The following is a 19,601-nucleotide window of genomic DNA, read 5'->3' as shown; positions in this document are numbered from 1 at the left end:
CTGAGTGAGATTATTGATGCAGTGATAGTAAGTAATAATCTACTCAACAATGTTATACTTAACGTAGTTAAATTACCAAACGCTGAAGTTTTCGATGACCTATGGGAAAAATTTTTGCAGTTAGAAAAAATATGCTAGCGGTACTAGGAGAACATCACATAAAATCAAAGCATTATATATTTACAAATGAGTTGATAGATGGTGATTCTTACGACAAAAGAATATACAGCTCAATGGTGAATTTAGGTGAAAAAATGGGTGTAGAAATTCTTCCTGTAGTATTACATTGCGATAATGAAGAACTAATAAAGCGTATTGAATCAAAAAAGAGGTATCAGGAAGGTAAAATTACTGATTTAGATTTTGCCATAAAAAGGACTAGAGAAAAAAGGCTATTTGTACCTGAAGGTTCACTTGAAATTGACAATTCGAACTTGAGTGCAAAGGAAGTTGCAGAAAGAATTGTTAAAGGGATGAATAATGGAGAAAAATTAGTTAAAACTTCTGTAAATAATTTAACAGAATGTACTCGTGATTGAACAGAAAGATAAATATCGTCCTTGTGTTGGCATAATGCTGTTTAACAAGCAAGGGCACGTTTTTGTTGGAAAACGCTTTGATAGCGACTTTTGCTGGCAAATGCCGCAAGGAGGGGTTGATAATGGTGAAGAGTTCGAACATGCAGCATTACGTGAGTTGCTAGAGGAAGTTGGTACTGATAAAGCAGAGATTATAGCCGAAAGTAAGGGTTGGATATACTATAACTTACCTGAGGAATTTATACCAACTTGTTGGAATGGGAGATATTCTGGCCAAAAGCAGAGATGGTTCTTAATGAAGTTTTGTGGAGAGAATAAGGACATTAACATTAACTATACTGATCATCCAGAGTTCAAAGAATGGCGTTGGCAAAGTATAGATGATTTGGTAGCAAATGCTATATCCTTTAAAAAGGAAGTTTATAAAACAGTGATAGAAGAGTTTTTTTCTCAAACAAAAGCCTCTATCATTAAATGGAAATTATAATAAGTTCATGATAGTAGATTCTCATTGCCATTTGATTTATTTTTCCGATGATGAAATACCGAAAGTAATTTCGAGGGCAGAGCAAAATGATGTAAAAGTTTTACATAATATATGCGTGAGCATTGATGATGTTCCTAAGTTGTTAAAAATTTCTTCATCCTATAATTACGTTTACTTCTCTGTTGGTGTGCATTCACTTGATACTACTGTAGAAAACGGTGAGTGCATACGTGTTGATGAACTAGTTGAATTTACCAAAAATCAAAAGGTAATTAGCATCGGTGAAACCGGATTAGATTTTTATAAATCTAATAACAGAAGCAATCAGAAAAAAAGTTTCGCATTGCACATAGAGACAGCAAGAATAACTGGGTTGCCTTTAGTCATTCACACTAGAAATGCTGATGATGAAATGATTGACATGTTAAAGTCAGAAATGAAGAATGGCACTTTTAGTGGAGTAATGCACTGCTTTGCTTCTTCGAGAGAGCTTGCTTATCAAGCTATGGATTTGGGATTGTATATTTCATTTTCTGGAATTATTACTTTTAGGAATGCTAGCTTATTGAGAGAAATTGCGCAGGATGTACCACTTGAGCGTGTTTTAGTTGAAACTGACGCACCGTATCTGTCACCTGAACCTTACAGAAGGAAAAAAAACGAGCCTGCAATGGTAAAATATGTTGTGGATTGCCTGGCAAAATTGTGGGATGAGTCACCCAATAAAGTAGCAAAGGTAACTACAAGCAACTTTTTTAGGCTGTTTGCGAAACTCAAGCTTAACGAAATTTTACAAAATTATTAGTTTACTTATAAATAAAAAGACTTCACTAAATCTTTCACTGCTTTCACAGATTGGTTGAACATTTCTTGTTGTTCACTATCTTCCATTTTAACCTCTAAGACCTTTTCAACTCCGTTTTTTCCAATAATTACAGGAACGCCAATGAATAGGTCTCTCACATTATATTCACCACTGAGGTAAGCAGCACATGGTAGTATACGCCTTTTATCTTTTAAATATGATTCTAGCATACATATGGCTGAAGAGGCAGGAGCATAGTACGCAGATCCAGACTTCAGTAAATCAACTATCTCTTTCCCACCATTACGAGTACGCTTGACTATTTCATCAACTTTTTTCTGTGTAATGAAGCCCATATCAATGATTTGGGTAAGAGGAATGCCAGCAACGGAAGTACAGTGAATGAGTGGTACCATAGTGTCACCATGTCCTCCAAGCACGAAAGCAGATATATCTTCAATTGAGATATTTAACTCACTTGCAAGAAAATAGCGAAAACGAGAGGAATCAAGCACTCCTGCCATTCCAACAATCATGTGAGTTGGAAGGCTTGAAGATTTATGCACCACTGAAACCATGGCGTCCAAAGGATTGGTAACCACTATTACAAATGCGTTTGGGGAATATTTTTTAATGTTTTCACCAACCTCCTTCATTACTTTGGCATTAGTTTGAAGGAGATCGTCTCTGCTCATTCCTGGTTTTCTTGCAATACCAGCGGTTATTATAATTGCATCGGAGTTTTTTATATCTTCGTACCTGTTTGTACCAGTGATGCTAGTATTAAACCTGTCAATAGAGGATGATTCTGCAATGTCAAGTGCTTTACCTTGCGGTATCCCATCACTGATATCAAGCAAAACAACGTCACCAAATTCCCTAAGCGCAATCATATGAGCAAGAGCTCCACCGATATTTCCTGCACCAATCAAAGATATTTTTTTTCTTTGTACTGTCATTTTCTACTCCTTCATATTTACTTTTGTAGCTTTACCTTTCCAAGGGGATAAACTATCAAACATCCGAAAATCCTGCGGTAAATCTATAGGATTATATACAACTTTTTTTGCTTCTATATCATACCTAACTTCCTCGTAACCAGTGAGAGGAAAATCTTTTAACATTGGATAACCTTTGAACCCATAATCCGTTAGGATCCTACGCAGATCGGGGTGATTAGAGGATTCTATTCCGTACATATCGAACACTTCGCGCTCGAACCATGAAGCTGTACTGAATATATTCGCTACACTTGGAGGCATATCACTTTCATATAGCTGAAGCTTTATATGTATCCTGATGTTGTATACAATGCTGAGCAAGTTGTATATTAGCTCAAAACGTTTTTCTCTATCTGGATAATCAACTCCAAAAATATCAACTAATAATTCAAACCTGCATTTCTCATCATCACGTAGAAAGAGTAAGTGATTTTCAATATCCTCTAAAGCTGAATACATCACAATAGTACCATCACCTTGCTGAGTGCATTCACATTTGGTCTTCTTTTGTATATATTTTGCAGTTTTATCCATGTTGCATATTCTGGGTTCGTTTTATTTTATTTTGTAAGCATAGCATTCCATATAGCAATGCCTCAGCGGTTGGGGGACATCCAGGAACATAAACATCAACCGGTATAATTCTATCACAACCACGGACTACTGAGTAAGAGTAATGATAATAACCACCACCATTTGCACAACTGCCCATGGATACAACGTATTTTGGATCTGCCATTTGGTCGTAAACCTTACGCAACGCCGCTGCCATTTTGTTAGTTAGTGTCCCAGCAACAATCATAACGTCTGCTTGCCTTGGACTTGCACGAAACATTATGCCGTATCTATCAAGATCGTAACGACTGGATGCAGTGTGCATCATCTCCACTGCACAGCATGCAAGACCAAATGTCATTGGCCACAGTGAGCCAGATCTTGCCCAATTCATTATATAGTCTATAAAATCGCCAAATTTAGTGACAAGAAATCCTTCTTTCTTATAACGACCCCAATCATCATTAGATAGAATTTGACCTATCATAAACTTACTCCCATTCTAATGCACCTTTACACCACTCATAGATAAAGCCTATAGCGAGTATTGCAAGAAATATCATCATAGACCAAAATCCACAATAACTTATTTTAGATAAAGAAACAGCCCAAGGAAAAAGAAAAGCAATTTCTAAGTCAAATATTATAAATAATATCGAAACTAAGTAAAACTTAATGTCAAAATTCTTTCTTGCTCTTGATACAGGGTTGGAACCGCACTCGTATGTCGAAAGTTTTTCACTATCAGGATTGCTCACTGCAAGAAACATCGGCAATATACCCAAAGCAAGAGATACTATGATTGATACGCAGATAAAAATTACTATGGTTAAATATTCACTCATTTAACAAAATATATAGAAAGCAACACTACAAACTTACTTGCTTTCCTAATCTTTTACCACCTAAAATATGCACATGAAAATGCAATATAACTTGTTCTCCATTTTCACCGTAGTTAGTAACTAATCTGTATCCTGTTTTTTCTAGATTATACTTATGTGTTATCTCTCTTACAACTTTAAAGAAACTTACTATCTCCTCTGCAGAGGCTTTTAGAATAAAGTCATCATATGAAATATATTGACTTTTTGGTACGACCAAGATGTGAACTGGTGCGTCAGGATACTTATCATAAAATGCCAACACATCCTCACTCTCGTACACCTTCTCACAAGGCAGCTCACCCCTTAATATCTGAGCAAAAATGTTAGTACTGTCATAACCTTCATTGCTCATACTTTAAGGTCATTTCCCCCTTTTTTGTTCTTTCACAAAAGGTGTAGATGACAGTTCCTTCGTTTCGTTATTAGAGGTATCTCCTTTAAAACATAGAAAATTTTCAGGCTCGTTACCAATAACTTCTCTCACTTGGTTTTCCATATCTTGTGATAGTTGTATTCTTGTAGGGGATATAGTTTTTTTACCATAAGGAAAACTGTTAGGATTACTCATGTTAAAAGACTCTGTTATACTTTCTGAAGACTGCTTTGGTGACTTTTCTGTAGACTTTATAGTCTCTGCTAATTTATTCTGAACATCATACTCTTGATATAACTTTCCCGCGATACCATGTAGTAGCTTCCGGTCTGTGTGAACTTTAAGCTCTCCACCGGTGATTCCCGCCAGGTCTTTGAGATTGTGATCAACTTCATTATAAATTGCTTTGAGAACAAGATCTTTTATCTCTCCCGGACTCTTTCTTTTGTGTTCAGGATTGTTTTTAATATCATTGGTAATCTTCTCAACATCAACTTCAATTACAACTTTGTTTTCTTCTCTAAAGACATCTATGCTTGAAAACTTGTTTTTCTTATTTAGTTCTTCTATCTTACCTAATTGTTCTGGCGTCAAATAAGGTATATCTCCCGTCAAAGTTCTTGACGCTAAGAAAGTTACCTTTTCTTTCCCTTGTTTTGTTATTTTTATACCAAGATTCTCACTAGCTTTTGTAGTTTCTATAGTTGAGTCGTATTTCCTTTCTTTTTCAGGTACATCCATACCAACAGCTTCCTTTAACGAAACTTTGGCATCATGTTTCATTTCACCAAACGAAGCAAACGGCTTCTTTATAGGGTAAATGAGTGCTTTAGGCACAAGAAGAATTACGCCTTTTGTAGTTTCCACACCTTTTTTAACTGCCTGGCCTGCCTTAGCCCAGATAGATTTTTTATTTGAGTCATTTTTTTCTTTTACCATATACATGCCTCAAGATGCTCTCCACAACTAAATACTATAACACACTTCAATTATAGATGAAAACATTTAAACTTTTATATCTATTATAAGATGAATTTATAGGGGTTGCAACTATTATTTACAAATTTTCTTAAGCATGTAGTATTTTTGCTACTTTTTTGTTCAATTTGTTTTAAGGTTAAATTATGTTCAAGTGGAACACAAATAATATCATCGATGCTACTGGCGGAAGAAAAGTGGGTAGTCGTAATTGGGTACACAGCTTAAATATTTCAACAGATACAAGAAGCATAAAAGAAGGTGATGTATTTATTGCTCTTAAGGGGAAGAACTTTGATGGACATGATTTTTTACACGAAGCATTTTTGAAAGGGGCAGCAGCTGCGGTAGTAAGCGAAGGCAAATATAGAAATCTTCCTCTAATTGTTGTGCAAGATACTCTCAAAGCTTTGCATGGTGTGGCATCATATTACATTAGAAATGTTCTTGTTAGTGCTAAAGTTATTGCAATCACAGGTAGTGTAGGGAAAACTACTACAAAGGACATGCTGCACACTGTTTTATCGCAATATGGAGTGTCTCATGTAAACGAAGGTAACTTGAATAATAATATAGGATTGCCTTTGACAGTTCTGAAAGCTCCAGAAAATTGCCAGTACTTAATTCTTGAAATGGGGATGAATAAAGCTGGTGAAATAAAAGAGTTATCGAAGATTAGTAATCCTGATATCGCGGTTATTACCAACGTAGAGCCTGCACATGTTGAAAAATTTTCGTCGCTACTTGATATCGCACAAGCAAAATTAGAAGTTCTGTATGGCATAAAAAACAACGGTATTTTGGTTTTGAACGGAGATAACAAATATTATGACTATTTCTCATTACATGCCAATAGAGATGTAATAAGTTTTGGTAAAGATAAAAGTGCTACTGCTCATTTATTAGACCTCATAAGAAATGATGGCAAGCTGAATTTAAAAATTAGACTGAATAATAATCCGATCATAAACTGTAGTTTACATGCGCAAGGTGAACATTTTGCATACTCTGTGTTAGCTGTTGCAGTAGTTGTACAAAGTCTCGGACTTGATTTATCGAAATTACCACTTGCACTTGAGAATTTTAGTGTAACCAAGGGCAGAGGTAGTGTTCACAAAGCTAAATACAATGGGAGGTGTGTACATTTGATTGATGATTCTTATAACGCCAATCCTGCTTCAATGAAAGCTGCAATAAGGACTTTAGGTACATATTCTAATCGGAGAAAGGTAGCATTACTCGGCGATATGCTAGAACTTGGTAATGAAAGCGTAATATTTCATACGAAGTTGCTTGATTTTATCCTAGAATGTAGTGTGAGTAAAGTTTATACGGTCGGTAAATTTATGTTAGAATTATACAGACTTTTGCCAAGCAATATAAAAGGCACACATTTTATTGACACCAATCAATTGAAAAGTGATTTAGCTAATATTGTTCAGAATAATGATGTAATTCTAGTTAAAGGCTCACGTGGAATGAAAATGGATCTTATAGTAGAGAGATTCATAATAGAATATTAAATAAAACTACTGTATTAATTTAGGGTTAAGTTATTAGAAGTTTTAATCGTGGTAAAACGTGTAGTTATTTTTGGTGGAACAGGGTTTATAGGAAAATATATCGTAAGACGCCTGGCAGCAGCGGGGTATTTGATAAGAATATTTACTCGTGATCATGAGAAAGCTGCTTGCCTAAAACTATGTGGAAATTTAGGGCAAATATCAGTACTTAAAGGCGATTTTTCTAATGAAAAATCAATTTTGGAAAGTGTAGAGAAATGTGATGCAGTCATAAGCTTAGTAGGAATATTATATGAGACAAAAAAGCGTGATTTCTATGCCATTCATGTTGGCATAGCTGAAAGAATAGCAAGAGCTGCAAAGATAAAAAACATACCCATGATGATACATTTTTCTGCTATGGGAATAGAAAATAGCAAGCTGTCAAGATATGCTCAAAGTAAATTGGAAGGTGAAAAAGCTGTAACTTCAGCATTTCCAGAAGCAATAATAGTTAGGCCCAGTCTTGTATTTGGCAAAGAAGATAGTTTCTTTAACAAATTTGCGAAGTTAGCGACAACTCTTCCTTTTTTGCTGCTAATTGGCGGTGGAACAACTAAATTTCAGCCAATATGTGTAACCGACCTAGCTGAAGTGGTATATCGTATCATCAACCTTAACAAAAAAGATAAGAAAATCTACAATATAGGCGGACCAAAGACCTATTCTTTTAAAAGCCTATTAAAGTTTATTTTGAATGTTACTAACAGAAAGTGCTTGTTAGTCAACGTACCTTTTTCAATGGCTAAGCTAATAGCTTTCTTCTTAGAAAGCAGGATCATTTCTATGTTGCTAAAGCCTATAACCGGTAATACAAATCCCATGCTTACTCGAGATCAAGTGGAAGTTATGATGAGCAGCTCAATCGAAAAATCAACTGACCTTGAAACAATAAAAATCCGTCCATTATCAGTTGAAAATATAGTGCCAGAATACTTGAAGGTTTATAGAAAGTATTGAGGAGAAAGCATAGCAAATGTTGCCAGAAGGTTTAAAACTGGCAAGACAGCTTTATATGAGTGGAGAAAAAGGAGTAAGGAAACAGGAGTTTTTGGTCAAAAAAGTCTGGAAGCGTGGGTTATAATTATAAAATTACCAACTGGGGTGCACCTGCTTATACCGATTCCTACTATACAAAAAGTGAATAGACAACAGTGGAAAAAAGTCATAACGTCATCCAATAAAAACAAAAAACTACTTAACAACTTTTGCCATTACCTTTATCATAGTATTGAAGCTATTGTTTATCTTCAGTCCGTACAGATTAAACAACAAAAAACTCAATGTACTTGGCGTACTGTTGTTTAATTTTTTGCACTATGTGTACCTCATGCCTTTATAAACTTTCAGGGTTTTCACCTAGTATAAGCTAAAATGCGTTTGTTGAAGCGTTTAAGACAATAAAAAAACGCCAATTTAAAAGATAGATAGTGAATAACAAGCTAACTGGGTTTCTTTTGCTTTTTTTGTGTAGTTTAGGTTATGCAACATGTCTATTTTCCGTTTCACTATGAACAATTGAATTGACTTTATATGAACAATCAGTATAACTTAGTTAACTTGTATTGACTCTTTCGTCTAGTGGTTAGGACATCACCCTTTCACGGTGGTAACACGGGTTCAAATCCCGTAAGAGTCACTAGTTATGTTTTATGGATCTCTCTTTATAGTGCTTTTAGAATAACGTAAATCCGCCACGATAGCCTGTTTTAATTACCCATAGGACTTTTTGCTTCTAATTATTTACCCAAAGTTTACCATTTGCTTTCCATAAGCTGTTAGTTTTTCACTATTTTCTCAAAAATGAATTTTTGTGACGCTAAAGAGGACCTGTTTTTTGCATGAATGTAGTTGACCTAGTCAAGATCCAATTCAATATTAAAGAAGCGTAGAGTAGTAAACCACACCTGCAACGCACCAACCCTACGTTTCTTACTTTTTCATATCCAGCCTTAATAATTAGCAACCCCATGGAGCTGGCCAGTTACTGGTCCTTGCTTTACTACTACCTGCTACCACCAGAACGTGAAGAGCTTATTGACTGGTCACCCGATATTGGCTGCACCTCATCCAGTTGACTATCTGGATAGCTTTCTTCTCTCGATCTGACTACTTCGGTTTGATGCCTCTCATAATCCTGTACAAAATCTTGTAACTGTTCATTATTATTTGGCGAATGTTTCCTGCGAGCTAAGCTATGTACTTTATGCTGAATGACTTTATACTGATTCAAGGAATTCCCTGTAAGCTTAACGTAAACTTTTGTAAGCAACTGAGCATCAATTAGTGCTCCGTGTAATTCTCTATTCTCCAGCGATATATCAAAACGCTTACACAATGCACTTAAAGATGCAGGTGACCCTGGAAACTTTTTTCTCGTAAGTGGCAATGTATCCGTCACTCTGTATGAAGAGATTAACCCAGCATTTAGTTTACCAAATTCCATATTCAGTAACCTAACGTCGAACGGGGCGTTGTGAATTACCAAGATATCGCTAAACATAAATTCAAGGAATTCAAGTGCAACCTCTGAAAATAATGTCTTACCTTTTAAAAATTCTTCACTAATAACATGAGTCCCAAATACATGTTTGTCTATATGCCTTTCTGGATTGATATACCGGTAGAATACTTTGCCTTTTGGGATACGGTTAATCGATTCCACACACCCTACTTCAATAATACGGTAACCATATCTGGTACTAAGATCAGTAGTTTCAGTATCAAGTACTATTTCACGTAGCTTATCTTGTTTGGAAAGCGCTACTGCCATATTATGCTGTTCACTTAACCTACTACCAGTAGCTTGACCCTGTTGCTGAACAGGCTGAGTATTCCGCTTCAGTGAATTTACAGAGGGTTCTTCGGGTAGATTTATTTTGCTTACTTGTTGGTCACTTTTTTTATTCTAGCTGCCAATTTTTGTGTAGCATCTTCAGATACACGATTTCTTGTTCCACCTTCTACTACAGAGCATTCAAGTGCTTCGGTGTTTTGTCTTGGTGACTGTTCCATTGCTTTCACCTAAGCACCTGCTCCCTCTCTGTCTTGTTCTATCCTCCTTCTACTTTCCTCTTCTTTTATACTATCAAGGATAACTTTTTATCATCTAAGAACCTTTTACTGTTTCTTTCTACATAAAGTGAAATGAAATTTTTTAGTGCTATATCTCTCTTATAACGCAACATCTCTCCTCCAAAAATGTTGTTGTTTTCTACATCCAGTGAGGTAAGATTTTTTAAACCTTTGCTGCCAATTAAAAATGTAAAACCTTTGTCTTCGACATGGTTATTACTTATTTCAAGTGAAGTAAGATTTGTTAGATTGCTTTGGCCTATATACGCTGTACCTTATAAAACCAAGTTATTATTCCTTAAAGTAAGCAAAGTAAGATGTTTAAGTTTAACTAACTCTTTATACATCTTCACAATCAATTTCTACATTTATCAAACTAAGCATTTTAATGTTTTTTTTCTGTAGAAAGTTTACTAGCTCTTTTACATTAATTTTAATATTTATATCTGATGTTTCTAAAGTGTTACCTTCTACATATTGGTTAAAATTTATTGTACCCTCTCATTAATATATTATAGAAATATCTTAAATGGCATTTCGGTAACAGTCAACTACTTTATGTGATGCTGGAAATCATATAAGGTTTATGTTAAAGAAGCTCACATATCTCTTTTCTGAGCAGCTTTTTCTGTAGAGCTGTAGAGCTTCTCGAGCTGTTTACTCTATAATAGCGGTATCTTGTTTTCCTGAGATTTATCAATTTTAGATGGTCTGGTTAGAGTTCAATATGTCTTCTTGTAAAAATTTGGCTTATCTTTTACATCTAAATAGCATTAAAAAGATTTGGCTTTTTGTAGATTCCCTAGGAATTATCCTATTGGATTCTATGATATTATTTTTTGTAACGTTGTTATAAACATCATGGTAAGGGGGATTGTAGAGATTTGCCAAGTGGTTTTTTGTTCCGTTTCTATAGCAAGTGTCAGCTGCTTGGACAACGCCCTTTTCCGGTCCAAGCGGTTGTATCTACATCAACATACCTTGCTTTAATCATATATTTATATAAAATTAAAACAAATCAGAACCATAAATTGGATGTTAACAAGATTCGCTCCAAGCCCAACTGGCTATCTTCATGTAGGAAATGTTCGTACTGCACTCATTTGCTGGATGTACGCACGTAGTCAAAACGGAAAGTTTCTACTTCGTTTCGATGACACTGATCTCCAGCGTTCAGATGTTAAATACGTAGACAGCATCATACAAGACTTGAGATGGTTCGGGATAGATTGGGATTCAAACTTTAAGCAATCAGAGCGTTTTGAGCGCTACAATGAGATGTTTTTGTGGTTAATAAAAGAAGGATATATTTATGCGTGCTATGAAACAAGAGAAGAGTTAGACATTAAACGTGAATTGCAGCTAAAACATGGACTACCGCCGATATATGACAGGAGTGCATTATTTCTTACTGAGCAAGAAAAAATTTGTTATGAACAGGAAGGACGAAAACCACATTTTAGATTTAAGTTGGATAGGAACAAAGTTGTTAAGTGGAATGATGAAGTTAAAGGTGAAATAAACATTGCAGCAAGTCACATCAGTGACCCCATAGTAAAAAGAGAAGATGGAATTTACACATACATTTTATCTTCTGTTATTGATGATATTGACTTTAATGTAACCCATGTTGTACGCGGGGAAGATCATATAACTAATACCGCAATGCAGATACAGATGATTCAAGCATTAAAAGCGAAAATTCAGAAGTTTGCTCACCTTCCTCTGCTGCATTTTGATGATAGCAAAATATCAAAACGCAAAGGTGGACTGGATATCAAATCCATCAAGGAAGACGAAATTGAACCAATGGCACTAGCTAGTTATTTAGTAAAACTTGGAACTTCAGACCCTATCGAGGCTCATGTTAGCGTTCAGTCTTTAATTGACTCATTTGATATTGAAAAATTTAGCTCAGCATCTGCGCAGTTTAGCTTAAGTGAAGTGTATAAGCTAAATAGCAAAGTCCTACAACAAATGTCATTTACAATGGTGGAGGAACGTTTAAATCAAATTGGAGTGAACTGCTCGGAATTTTGGTATTTTATAAGAAGTAATATAGAAATATTTTCTGAAGTTGCCAAGTGGTGGCAGATATGTAAGTCCAACATAGAACCTGTAATTTTCGATAAGGAACTTGCAAAAGTTGCTCTCAATGCATTGCCTCAAGGTGACTGTAATGAGAACACATTATCAGAGTGGGTCAAAGCTATTCAACGGACAGTGGATATAAAGGCAAAAGACTTGTTTATGCAACTACGTTTAGCCCTAACAGGAACAAAAACAGGTCCAAAACTCGCTAAATTATTAAATTTTATCGGTAGAGAGAACATCGTTACAAGGTTAAAGGAATAAGGTGAAACTCTTTCTGATGCTAACCATCGTTATTGGGAAGTCAAATAAAATGCATCGTAGATTCCTTAAACCTTTAGGCAAAAAGCGATCTTTTTTAATTTGTTCATTGGCATTTAGAGGGTTGTTTGAGTTATAAAGTGAACTATTGTAGCTGGCCTTGTGAAATATTATATGGTGGAGGCAAGCGGGGTCGAACCGCTGACCTTCTGCGTGCAAAACAGATGCTCTACCAGCTGAGCTATGCCCCCAGGTAATTCTTGCTTAAAGGATAAACTAATCCAGGCTGGAGTACAAGAAATATTTATCTATTACATAATCTGCTTTCTGCCATAGTGCAAGAGATCTAATGTCACATTAGCTAGATCTTAAGTTAGTCAAAAAAGATAGTCTTGATAAAATTTACTTGTGTCAAGCCTTTTTATATTCAGGCTATCGGTTTGCTTTTTCTTATACCCTAATTTATAGCTTATGAATCCTTATACGAACCGATCGTTTTATATACCTTGCCCATTTTTCTAGGGCTAGCTATTGCGATACACAATCCTGCTACTACAGCAAAAGCTAAGGTAGTAAACACTAAAAAACTCTTTCCACCAACTTTCTTTTCTTGTATACCCGTAGTGTGTAGCTTGTCTGATTCTTGTAAATATCCATACCATGTATGGTTGCAGTTTGTACACTTCACTTTCCTTCCAAACTTGCCTCTTTGCTCAGAGGATACTAAGTAAGTTTTAGTACAGTTGTTGCATTGTATTTTCATAGCGCTTACAAATGAGTAGTAACAAGTTCGAATTATAAAAAACTATAAATTTACTGTCAATATGTAATAAATGGAATACCTGCAGCTAGAAAAAGTACAAAGTGACGTGGAAAATATCTGGAAAAACAGGAATGAACTTGGCAATCGCAGTGTAAAAAAAGCAGCAAAAATAATAATTAGAGAGGTAATTAAGCTCTTAGACAGTGGCAAAATTAGAGTGGCAGAAAAGCTGTCAGGTGGAAAGTGGGTAGTGCATACATGGATAAAGCAGGCAATATTATTACATTTTCTCACTGAAGAAAGCAAAATAATAGGCAGTGACAATTGGTGGTGTGATAAGATCAACAATAAATTTGATGGATGGAATTCAGAAAGGTTCTGCCAGTTAAAAATTAGAGCAGTTCCTGGATGTTTTGTCCGCCGATCTGCCTACATAGGTACAAATGTTGTTCTGATGCCAAGTTTTGTTAATGTTGGTGCGTATATTGATTCAGGCACAATGATAGATATCTGGTCAACTATTGGTAGCTGCGCACAAATAGGAAAGAACTGCCATATTTCTGGAGGAGTGGGAATTGGAGGAGTTTTAGAACCTATTCAAGCTTCTCCAGTTATCATAGAGGATAATTGCTTCATTGGAGCGCGCAGCGAAGTAGCTGAAGGTGTTATAATAAGAGAAGGGGCGGTTTTAGGCATGGGAGTTTTTATTGGAGCATCAACAAAAATTATTGATAGAGAAACAAATAAGGTACTTTATGGCGAAGTGCCGCCTTATTCTGTAGTGATACCAGGATCTAGCCCATCCAAAAATAACATTTCAACCTATTGCGCAGTTATAATAAAAAAAGTGGATGAAAAGACAAGATCGAAAACTTCTATAAATGAAATATTGAGGAATTAAACTGCTTCGCTAGATCTCCTGCATTATGGCAGAAATGCAAGGGATCTATTTCTTGTTGTCATTTTTTTTATCATTACTAACTATAGTAATCGCATACGCGCATAGCTTTGGAAAAGAAACTCCATTTTCTTGAGACAATTTGTATAATTTCTGCAAGCTTTCTTTTACTTTACTTGGGATATTACCTCCACGCTCTTTTACAAGCCAGGAATCTTGATGATGAATCGGATGAGTGTCGCTTTTTGGATTCCCTATGTATATTGCAAAAGGCGAGCTTTGTCCCTTGAAGTCACATTGTACAGTAAATTTTTTTATGGAATCACCCATCTAAAGACCTCTACTTTTCTTTTTGGTTGGTTTTACAGCAGGTGCAGGAGGTGGTTTCTTTATGAAATCTTGCCTGATGATGACATTCTCTTTTCCTTTTAGAGTCCGAAGGACATCAGCTCTGCTCAATTGCGACTCTTTTGCTACCTTCATTCCATGCTTTGCCATAATATTAGCATACGCTAGCACTTTTTTTACCAATGCTAGATCACCATTTAACATTTGAACTAGAGCTTGAAATACCTCTGCTAAAGTCAACCCATCATCGCTTATAACCTTATTTTTTGCAAATTTGACAATCTCTTCAAATTTGTATTCAATGCCATCATTTCGATGTGTAAGGATGGTATCTTGGTTGTCCATAGCTGAAACACTATTATCCATAAATTCTCAAGTTTATACTACGCATGTAAATATTCTAATACTTTATATCATGACATGCTACAGTTAAACACTTATTAATAATGCTCACTTATGTACACAAGTTAATTGATAAAAACCAAGGATCAATATCGATCAGTGATTTCATGAATGCTGCTCTATACCATAAAGAGTACGGCTATTATATGAGTAAATTACCACTTGGCAAGGATGGTGATTTTATTACAGCACCTGAAATCAGCCGATTGTTTTGTGAAATAATTGCAGTGTGGGTAATGCATACATGGGAAAAATTAGGGAAGCCATCAAAATTTTCTCTGGTTGAACTTGGGCCAGGCAAAGGAACACTTATCCACGATGTAATAAGAGTCGCTAGAAAATACAATGACTTTTTTGATTCGGTGTCGGTCCACCTAGTTGAAATAAGTCCTGCTTTACAGAAGATACAAAAGGAAAAATTAAAGGGTTTAGATATTAACTGGCACGAAAATATCGATAGCCTACCAAAACGACCAGCTATTTTTTTAGCAAATGAGTTCTTTGATGCTTTTCCAATAGACCAGTTTGTGTATCGTAACGGAGAATGGTATGAAAATAGGGTAACAAAAAAGGATAACGGAGCATCACTCCAGTGCTTGACACTGAAATCCAGAAAAAAAGATGGTGTCATTCCAGCGCCCCTTTCTCGTTATCCTAGTGCTTTCTTCTTATCATTTCCCCCTTCCTTGTCATCCAAAGTAGCCGACACTGAGGTCCAGGAAAAAGAATCGTGTGTTTTAGCATCAGCTACTCAGATGACAAACAGAAAACTTTTCGACGGGGCAGTAGTGGAAGTATGTTCAGCTGGAATTGAAATAATAAAAAGGCTTGAGGAGAAGATATATAATAGCAAAGGAGCTGCTTTGATCATAGATTATGGCTACGTATATCCTGAGTATAAGAGCACTCTGCAATCGGTAAAGCAACACAAATATGCCAATTTTCTTGAAAATGTTGGTAATAGCGATATTACTGCACTTGTGAACTTCCAAGCGTTAAGAGATTCATTAAAACATGTAGATTGCGAGATTTTAACTCAAAGAGAATTTTTATATCTTTTTGGTATAAAAGAAAGAACGCAGACTTTGATGAAAAATGCAAGTGATAAACAAAAAAATAGGATTTTTGGCGAGTTTCTGAGGTTAACTGAAAACATGGGTACCCTCTTTAAAGCAATGTTGATCCATCATTTATAGTCCTGTGTGGTTTTTATACTATAGCTAAAGGTTTATCGGTATTCTGCTATGTGTTAGTGGCTGGGATACCGGAGAGATTTGGCCTACTAAGCTGCATACTGTTGATCACCACAGCATTGACTTATTGCTACATCAACAAGATACTCCGCTGTACCACCTATCACAGCACCAGCAATTCCTGATAATATAGCCGTTGCAATTACCCCAATAGCAGTAATTTCAGGTATAATTCCCATTGCAGCAAATGTGGCACCTATAGAATCAAACAATAACGTTGGAACTATAATTACCCGTCTTCTTCCTGAAGATTGTTTTTGTGGATTGTTAATTATACTTTCCTTACATTCATTACATAATTTTACAAACTTGCTTTTCTTTTTTGGGTCAGCGTGTTGAATAAAACGACCAGGATCAGCACCTGCATTCAATAGTAATTTTACAATTTCAATATCGTGGTCAGTTTCCTCATGATCGCTGTAAGCAATGGATTGTACATTCTGCCTTTTTCCTCATCAGATAAATATGGTAAGGGCACTTTCACTACATTCTTACTAAATTTTATGATTTCAGAAGGTTTCAACCCTATAGTTTTGGCTCTATGTTTTAGAAGCACCTTAGCAATATCAATTTTATTTTCTCTTAAAGCATAATGTAGTGGCTATACAAAAAGCCATACATATTAGGGTCTACTCTGTACTTTAAAAGTACATTTACAACATCAAGGTTGCCTAGTTTACACGTAACATATAAAGGCGTACCATTAAGTTCACTAATTAATATTCACATTTATAGCTGGTGTTGAATTGGTAGCACTATACTTTGATAAAACTCTTCGAGGAGTTCTATCCAGCCGGGCCCAGGATTATTGCAAGAACCTTTTGCAATGTAGGCAATATCGACTTGCCAGTAATTATATCGCAAAATTTGGCTGGTGAGTTGGTGTTTTGAACTTGTTTTAACAGAGTTTTTGTTTTAGTTAGACCTTGACGGGAAGGAGCGTCAAACAAATCTTTTTCTTCTTTACTGAAATACGAATCGCTTCATTTTTTGTACTAATCATCATTAGGCTGTTGGCTGATGAATTCTTCCTTGATTTTGCCCGTTAATATTCTATATGCTACTGATGTTTCTTTAAATTTTTCTGTTGCTATATTTTGCTCCTCTTGGCTTTTACTTGACTATTTGTCAGGATACCATATAAGTGCAAATTTGTGATATGCCTTTTTAATCTTTTCTGCGTCTGCACTCTCTGGTAATACTAATGCTTTGAATGCCTTTGTACGCGTTTTTGGAATCATATCACCCCTTAGTCGAATTAATTTAGCATAATGTATTGTTAGTTTAGCAAGTCTACTCAAAAAACACAAGCAAACTGATTTGGTGAGCATAAAAGTAGCTGTTAAAACACAGCATTTTTGATGGAATTGCGTGAAGGTTGGATTCCAAACTGGAATGACACCTTCTTACTTAGTTTATGTTAGTCATAAGTTTTAAAAAATTTTACTAAAGCGAAAAAAAAGACAAAAAACCCCGAGGTAGCTAGCTATTCTACTCTCTATTTTAAAATCTGACGCTGGGCGCTGTCTTAAACGACTTATAAGCGCGTTTTAGTTTGTATAGGTAAAAACCACAGAAGTTTTATCAAAGACATAAGATACACATAGTGCAAAAAACTAAACAATAGCACACCAATACAAGTCTTTTCATCATTTTAGCCTGCACAGATTGGGAAATTAAATAAATAGCTTCAGCATCGTAATGAGGAAGCTGACTAAGGTTGTCAAGTGGTTTTTGTATCCACTATGGCTACGATGTTCGCGCACAATTTCTACTGAATTGTGCTCTCTCTTCGATAACGTGGCGGAAATGCCTAATTAATCCCTGAATCGGCCAAGCTGCAGCATCACCGAGTGCGCAAATCGTATGTCCCTCTACTTGAGTTGTAAGATCAAGTAACTTATCTATTTCACAAGGTCTAATGTTCCCTGTTACCATCCCTTTCATAATTCTCCACATCCATCCAGTACCTTCACGACATGGTGTACATTGCCCACATGATTCATGCATATAGAAATGCGATAACCTTCCTATTGCAGCTATTATGTCAGTTGATTTATCCATCACTATAACAGCAGCAGTACCAAGACTTGATTGTGCAGCTCTTAGTGAATCAAAATCCATTTCAATAGTATCGCATATAGACTTAGGAATAAGTGGCACTGAAGACCCGCCAGGTATCACAGCAAGTAGATTATCCCAACCCCCTCGCACTCCATCCGCATATCTTTCAATTAACTCACGTAGTGAAATTCCAAGCTCTTCTTCAACATTACACGGGCTGTTTACATGTCCTGAAATACAAAATATTTTAGTACCGGTATTGTTTGGTTTGCCAAGAGATGCAAACCACTCTCCTCCACGACGAAGAATATCTGGAACCATAGCTATAGTTTCAACGTTGTTTATCGTGGTTGGACAGCCAAAAAGCCCAATATCTGCAGGAAATGGGGGCTTCATACGAGGAAAGCCCTTTTTTCCTTCAATTGATTCAAGCTGAGCTGTTTCTTCTCCACATATGTAAGCTCCTGCTCCCCTATGTATAAATACATCGAGGTCATAGCCCGATTTACAGGCATTTTTTCCAATTAGGCCTTCCCTATAGGCTTCCTCAAGTGCTTTTTTTAGAACTAAATATTCATTATAAAACTCACCCCTAATATAAATATACGCAACTGACGCGCAGATTGCTCTTCCAGCCAGAAGAATACCTTCAAGTAGCTTGTGTGGCTCGTATCGTAATATATCTCTGTCTTTGCATGTACCTGGCTCTGACTCGTCTGCGTTGACTACTAAGTATGTTGGTTGTTCTTTTGAAGGATTTTTGGGCATAAAGCTCCACTTAAGGCCGGTAGAGAATCCTGCACCTCCTCGACCTCTTAAGCCAGATTTTTTTACTTCATCAATGATTTTTTCTGACCCTAAACCCAGTAGTTCTTTTGTTTTTTGCCAACTACCACGTTTTTTTGCATCCTTAAGTAGTGGAGTTCCTTTACCACTCAAATTAGTGAATATCTTGTCTTGTTCTTTCACCATGGCTTTTGAAACCTTAGTGATCCCGGCGCGAATCGAACGCGCGACCCACTGATTAAAAGTCAGTTGCTCTACCGGCTGAGCTACGGGATCATTTCATTTCTCAGTTATATTAAATAGTAATACAGCTTTTATCCGTTTAATCAAACTAAAATTTTCATATGTAATTAAATGAATTATACATCCTGCAGGCTATTTTCATATTGATATCGCAGAAGTCAGAACAGAGGAAGGAAAGTTATATTTGTTTTTTGCAATAGATAGAACATACAAATTCACCTATGTTAAGC

Annotated in this window: 23 protein-coding genes, 3 tRNA genes and 1 pseudogene; 10 read left to right on the top strand and 17 right to left on the bottom strand. The window is 35.9% G+C overall.

Going from position 1 to position 19,601, the window contains the following annotated elements; all coding sequences use genetic code 11:
* The first annotated feature begins 131 nt into the window (after window positions 1–131).
* Genes IHO13_RS00750 through IHO13_RS00740 form a run of 3 tightly spaced genes read left to right on the top strand, consistent with a single transcriptional unit; the run spans window position 132 to window position 1,831 of the window.
* Complete coding sequence (locus IHO13_RS00750; RefSeq protein ID WP_225537373.1) at window positions 132–539, top strand: hypothetical protein; 408 nt, start codon at window positions 132–134, stop codon at window positions 537–539.
* A complete protein-coding gene (locus tag IHO13_RS00745; RefSeq protein ID WP_225537371.1) occupies window positions 532–1,026 on the top strand; it encodes an RNA pyrophosphohydrolase in 495 nt (164 codons plus the stop codon). Before IHO13_RS00750 ends, IHO13_RS00745 begins: the two co-directional genes overlap by 8 nt.
* A 7-nt stretch (window positions 1,027–1,033) precedes the next feature.
* Window positions 1,034–1,831 (top strand): TatD family hydrolase, encoded by a 798-nt coding sequence (locus tag IHO13_RS00740; RefSeq protein WP_225537369.1) that lies wholly within the window; start codon window positions 1,034–1,036, stop codon window positions 1,829–1,831.
* A 5-nt stretch (window positions 1,832–1,836) separates the two neighbouring features.
* On the opposite strand, the gene mdh is transcribed toward IHO13_RS00740, so the two are convergent.
* Genes mdh through IHO13_RS00710 form a run of 6 tightly spaced genes read right to left on the bottom strand, consistent with a single transcriptional unit; the run spans window position 1,837 to window position 5,586 of the window.
* The gene (gene mdh, locus IHO13_RS00735; RefSeq protein ID WP_225537366.1) at window positions 1,837–2,790 is read right to left on the bottom strand and encodes a malate dehydrogenase; all 954 of its coding nucleotides are present in this window, start codon (window positions 2,788–2,790) and stop codon (window positions 1,837–1,839) included.
* A 3-nt stretch (window positions 2,791–2,793) separates the two neighbouring features.
* The gene (locus IHO13_RS00730) at window positions 2,794–3,366 is read right to left on the bottom strand and encodes an NADH-quinone oxidoreductase subunit C (RefSeq protein WP_225537364.1); all 573 of its coding nucleotides are present in this window, start codon (window positions 3,364–3,366) and stop codon (window positions 2,794–2,796) included.
* A complete protein-coding gene (locus IHO13_RS00725; protein ID WP_225537362.1) occupies window positions 3,359–3,874 on the bottom strand; it encodes a NuoB/complex I 20 kDa subunit family protein in 516 nt (171 codons plus the stop codon). The genes IHO13_RS00730 and IHO13_RS00725 overlap by 8 nt, the downstream gene beginning before the upstream one ends.
* A gap of 4 nt (window positions 3,875–3,878) precedes the next feature.
* Window positions 3,879–4,232: an NADH-quinone oxidoreductase subunit A gene (gene ndhC, locus IHO13_RS00720; protein ID WP_225537359.1), complete on the bottom strand. Its 354-nt coding sequence runs from the start codon at window positions 4,230–4,232 to the stop codon at window positions 3,879–3,881.
* A 25-nt stretch (window positions 4,233–4,257) separates the two neighbouring features.
* Entirely contained in the window at window positions 4,258–4,626 is a 369-nt protein-coding gene (locus tag IHO13_RS00715) for an HIT domain-containing protein (RefSeq protein WP_225537357.1), read from the bottom strand.
* Between the two features lie 9 nt (window positions 4,627–4,635).
* Window positions 4,636–5,586, bottom strand: coding sequence for a hypothetical protein (locus IHO13_RS00710; RefSeq protein WP_225537355.1), 951 nt, complete (start codon window positions 5,584–5,586; stop codon window positions 4,636–4,638).
* 185 nt (window positions 5,587–5,771) lie between these two features.
* On the opposite strand from IHO13_RS00710, the gene IHO13_RS00705 reads away from it, so the two are divergent.
* The 3 genes from IHO13_RS00705 to IHO13_RS00690 all read left to right on the top strand — a co-directional run bounded on the left by IHO13_RS00705 (window position 5,772) and on the right by IHO13_RS00690 (window position 8,826).
* The gene (locus tag IHO13_RS00705; protein WP_225537353.1) at window positions 5,772–7,148 is read left to right on the top strand and encodes a UDP-N-acetylmuramoyl-tripeptide--D-alanyl-D-alanine ligase; all 1,377 of its coding nucleotides are present in this window, start codon (window positions 5,772–5,774) and stop codon (window positions 7,146–7,148) included.
* A 48-nt stretch (window positions 7,149–7,196) separates the two neighbouring features.
* Window positions 7,197–8,147: a complex I NDUFA9 subunit family protein gene (locus IHO13_RS00700; RefSeq protein WP_225537352.1), complete on the top strand. Its 951-nt coding sequence runs from the start codon at window positions 7,197–7,199 to the stop codon at window positions 8,145–8,147.
* A 607-nt stretch (window positions 8,148–8,754) separates the two neighbouring features.
* A tRNA-Glu gene (locus IHO13_RS00690) sits at window positions 8,755–8,826 on the top strand.
* 366 nt (window positions 8,827–9,192) lie between these two features.
* Here IHO13_RS00690 and dnaQ read toward each other — a convergent pair.
* From dnaQ to IHO13_RS00680, 3 genes are all read right to left on the bottom strand, one after another.
* Window positions 9,193–9,960, bottom strand: coding sequence for a DNA polymerase III subunit epsilon (gene dnaQ / locus IHO13_RS00685; protein ID WP_225537350.1), 768 nt, complete (start codon window positions 9,958–9,960; stop codon window positions 9,193–9,195).
* A gap of 110 nt (window positions 9,961–10,070) precedes the next feature.
* Window positions 10,071–10,202: a hypothetical protein gene (locus IHO13_RS05705; RefSeq protein ID WP_255586043.1), complete on the bottom strand. Its 132-nt coding sequence runs from the start codon at window positions 10,200–10,202 to the stop codon at window positions 10,071–10,073.
* Window positions 10,203–10,267: 65 nt separating this feature from the next.
* Window positions 10,268–10,486 (bottom strand): hypothetical protein, encoded by a 219-nt coding sequence (locus IHO13_RS00680; RefSeq protein WP_368666860.1) that lies wholly within the window; start codon window positions 10,484–10,486, stop codon window positions 10,268–10,270.
* Window positions 10,487–11,297: 811 nt separating this feature from the next.
* On the opposite strand from IHO13_RS00680, the gene gltX reads away from it, so the two are divergent.
* Window positions 11,298–12,617 (top strand): glutamate--tRNA ligase, encoded by a 1,320-nt coding sequence (gene gltX, locus IHO13_RS00675; protein ID WP_225537349.1) that lies wholly within the window; start codon window positions 11,298–11,300, stop codon window positions 12,615–12,617.
* 172 nt (window positions 12,618–12,789) lie between these two features.
* Here gltX and IHO13_RS00670 read toward each other — a convergent pair.
* Together IHO13_RS00670 and IHO13_RS00665 are read right to left on the bottom strand one after the other, a co-directional pair.
* A tRNA-Ala gene (locus IHO13_RS00670) sits at window positions 12,790–12,865 on the bottom strand.
* Between the two features lie 218 nt (window positions 12,866–13,083).
* Window positions 13,084–13,377, bottom strand: coding sequence for an MJ0042-type zinc finger domain-containing protein (locus IHO13_RS00665; RefSeq protein ID WP_225537347.1), 294 nt, complete (start codon window positions 13,375–13,377; stop codon window positions 13,084–13,086).
* A 70-nt stretch (window positions 13,378–13,447) separates the two neighbouring features.
* Between IHO13_RS00665 and dapD the strand changes: the two genes are divergently transcribed.
* Window positions 13,448–14,278: a 2,3,4,5-tetrahydropyridine-2,6-dicarboxylate N-succinyltransferase gene (dapD, locus tag IHO13_RS00660; RefSeq protein ID WP_225537346.1), complete on the top strand. Its 831-nt coding sequence runs from the start codon at window positions 13,448–13,450 to the stop codon at window positions 14,276–14,278.
* Between the two features lie 45 nt (window positions 14,279–14,323).
* On the opposite strand, the gene IHO13_RS00655 is transcribed toward dapD, so the two are convergent.
* Window positions 14,324–14,605 (bottom strand): DUF2610 domain-containing protein, encoded by a 282-nt coding sequence (locus tag IHO13_RS00655; protein WP_225537344.1) that lies wholly within the window; start codon window positions 14,603–14,605, stop codon window positions 14,324–14,326.
* Window positions 14,606–14,989 (bottom strand): hypothetical protein, encoded by a 384-nt coding sequence (locus IHO13_RS00650; protein ID WP_225537342.1) that lies wholly within the window; start codon window positions 14,987–14,989, stop codon window positions 14,606–14,608. It lies immediately after the preceding gene.
* Window positions 14,990–15,069: 80 nt separating this feature from the next.
* On the opposite strand from IHO13_RS00650, the gene IHO13_RS00645 reads away from it, so the two are divergent.
* A complete protein-coding gene (locus tag IHO13_RS00645) occupies window positions 15,070–16,221 on the top strand; it encodes a class I SAM-dependent methyltransferase (protein ID WP_225537340.1) in 1,152 nt (383 codons plus the stop codon).
* 86 nt (window positions 16,222–16,307) lie between these two features.
* Here IHO13_RS00645 and IHO13_RS00640 read toward each other — a convergent pair whose 3' ends face one another.
* From IHO13_RS00640 to IHO13_RS00630, 4 genes are all read right to left on the bottom strand, one after another.
* Entirely contained in the window at window positions 16,308–16,649 is a 342-nt protein-coding gene (locus IHO13_RS00640; RefSeq protein WP_225537338.1) for a hypothetical protein, read from the bottom strand.
* A 211-nt stretch (window positions 16,650–16,860) separates the two neighbouring features.
* Window positions 16,861–16,995 (bottom strand): hypothetical protein, encoded by a 135-nt coding sequence (locus IHO13_RS05830; RefSeq protein WP_368666859.1) that lies wholly within the window; start codon window positions 16,993–16,995, stop codon window positions 16,861–16,863.
* A gap of 1,032 nt (window positions 16,996–18,027) precedes the next feature.
* On the bottom strand, window positions 18,028–19,314 hold the full coding sequence (gene nuoF, locus IHO13_RS00635; RefSeq protein WP_225537336.1) for an NADH-quinone oxidoreductase subunit NuoF: 1,287 nt from the start codon (window positions 19,312–19,314) through the stop codon (window positions 18,028–18,030).
* 17 nt (window positions 19,315–19,331) lie between these two features.
* Window positions 19,332–19,404, bottom strand: a tRNA-Lys gene (locus tag IHO13_RS00630).
* A gap of 88 nt (window positions 19,405–19,492) precedes the next feature.
* Between IHO13_RS00630 and IHO13_RS00625 the strand changes: the two are divergent.
* A pseudogene (locus IHO13_RS00625) lies at window positions 19,493–19,601 on the top strand (IS481 family transposase); the annotation flags it as partial.

This window comes from Wolbachia endosymbiont of Mansonella perstans (genome assembly GCF_020278605.1).
Taxonomy (GTDB): domain Bacteria; phylum Pseudomonadota; class Alphaproteobacteria; order Rickettsiales; family Anaplasmataceae; genus Wolbachia.
The sequence above is the reverse complement of the archived record's forward strand: the minus strand, read 5'-3'. Positions and strand labels throughout refer to the sequence as shown.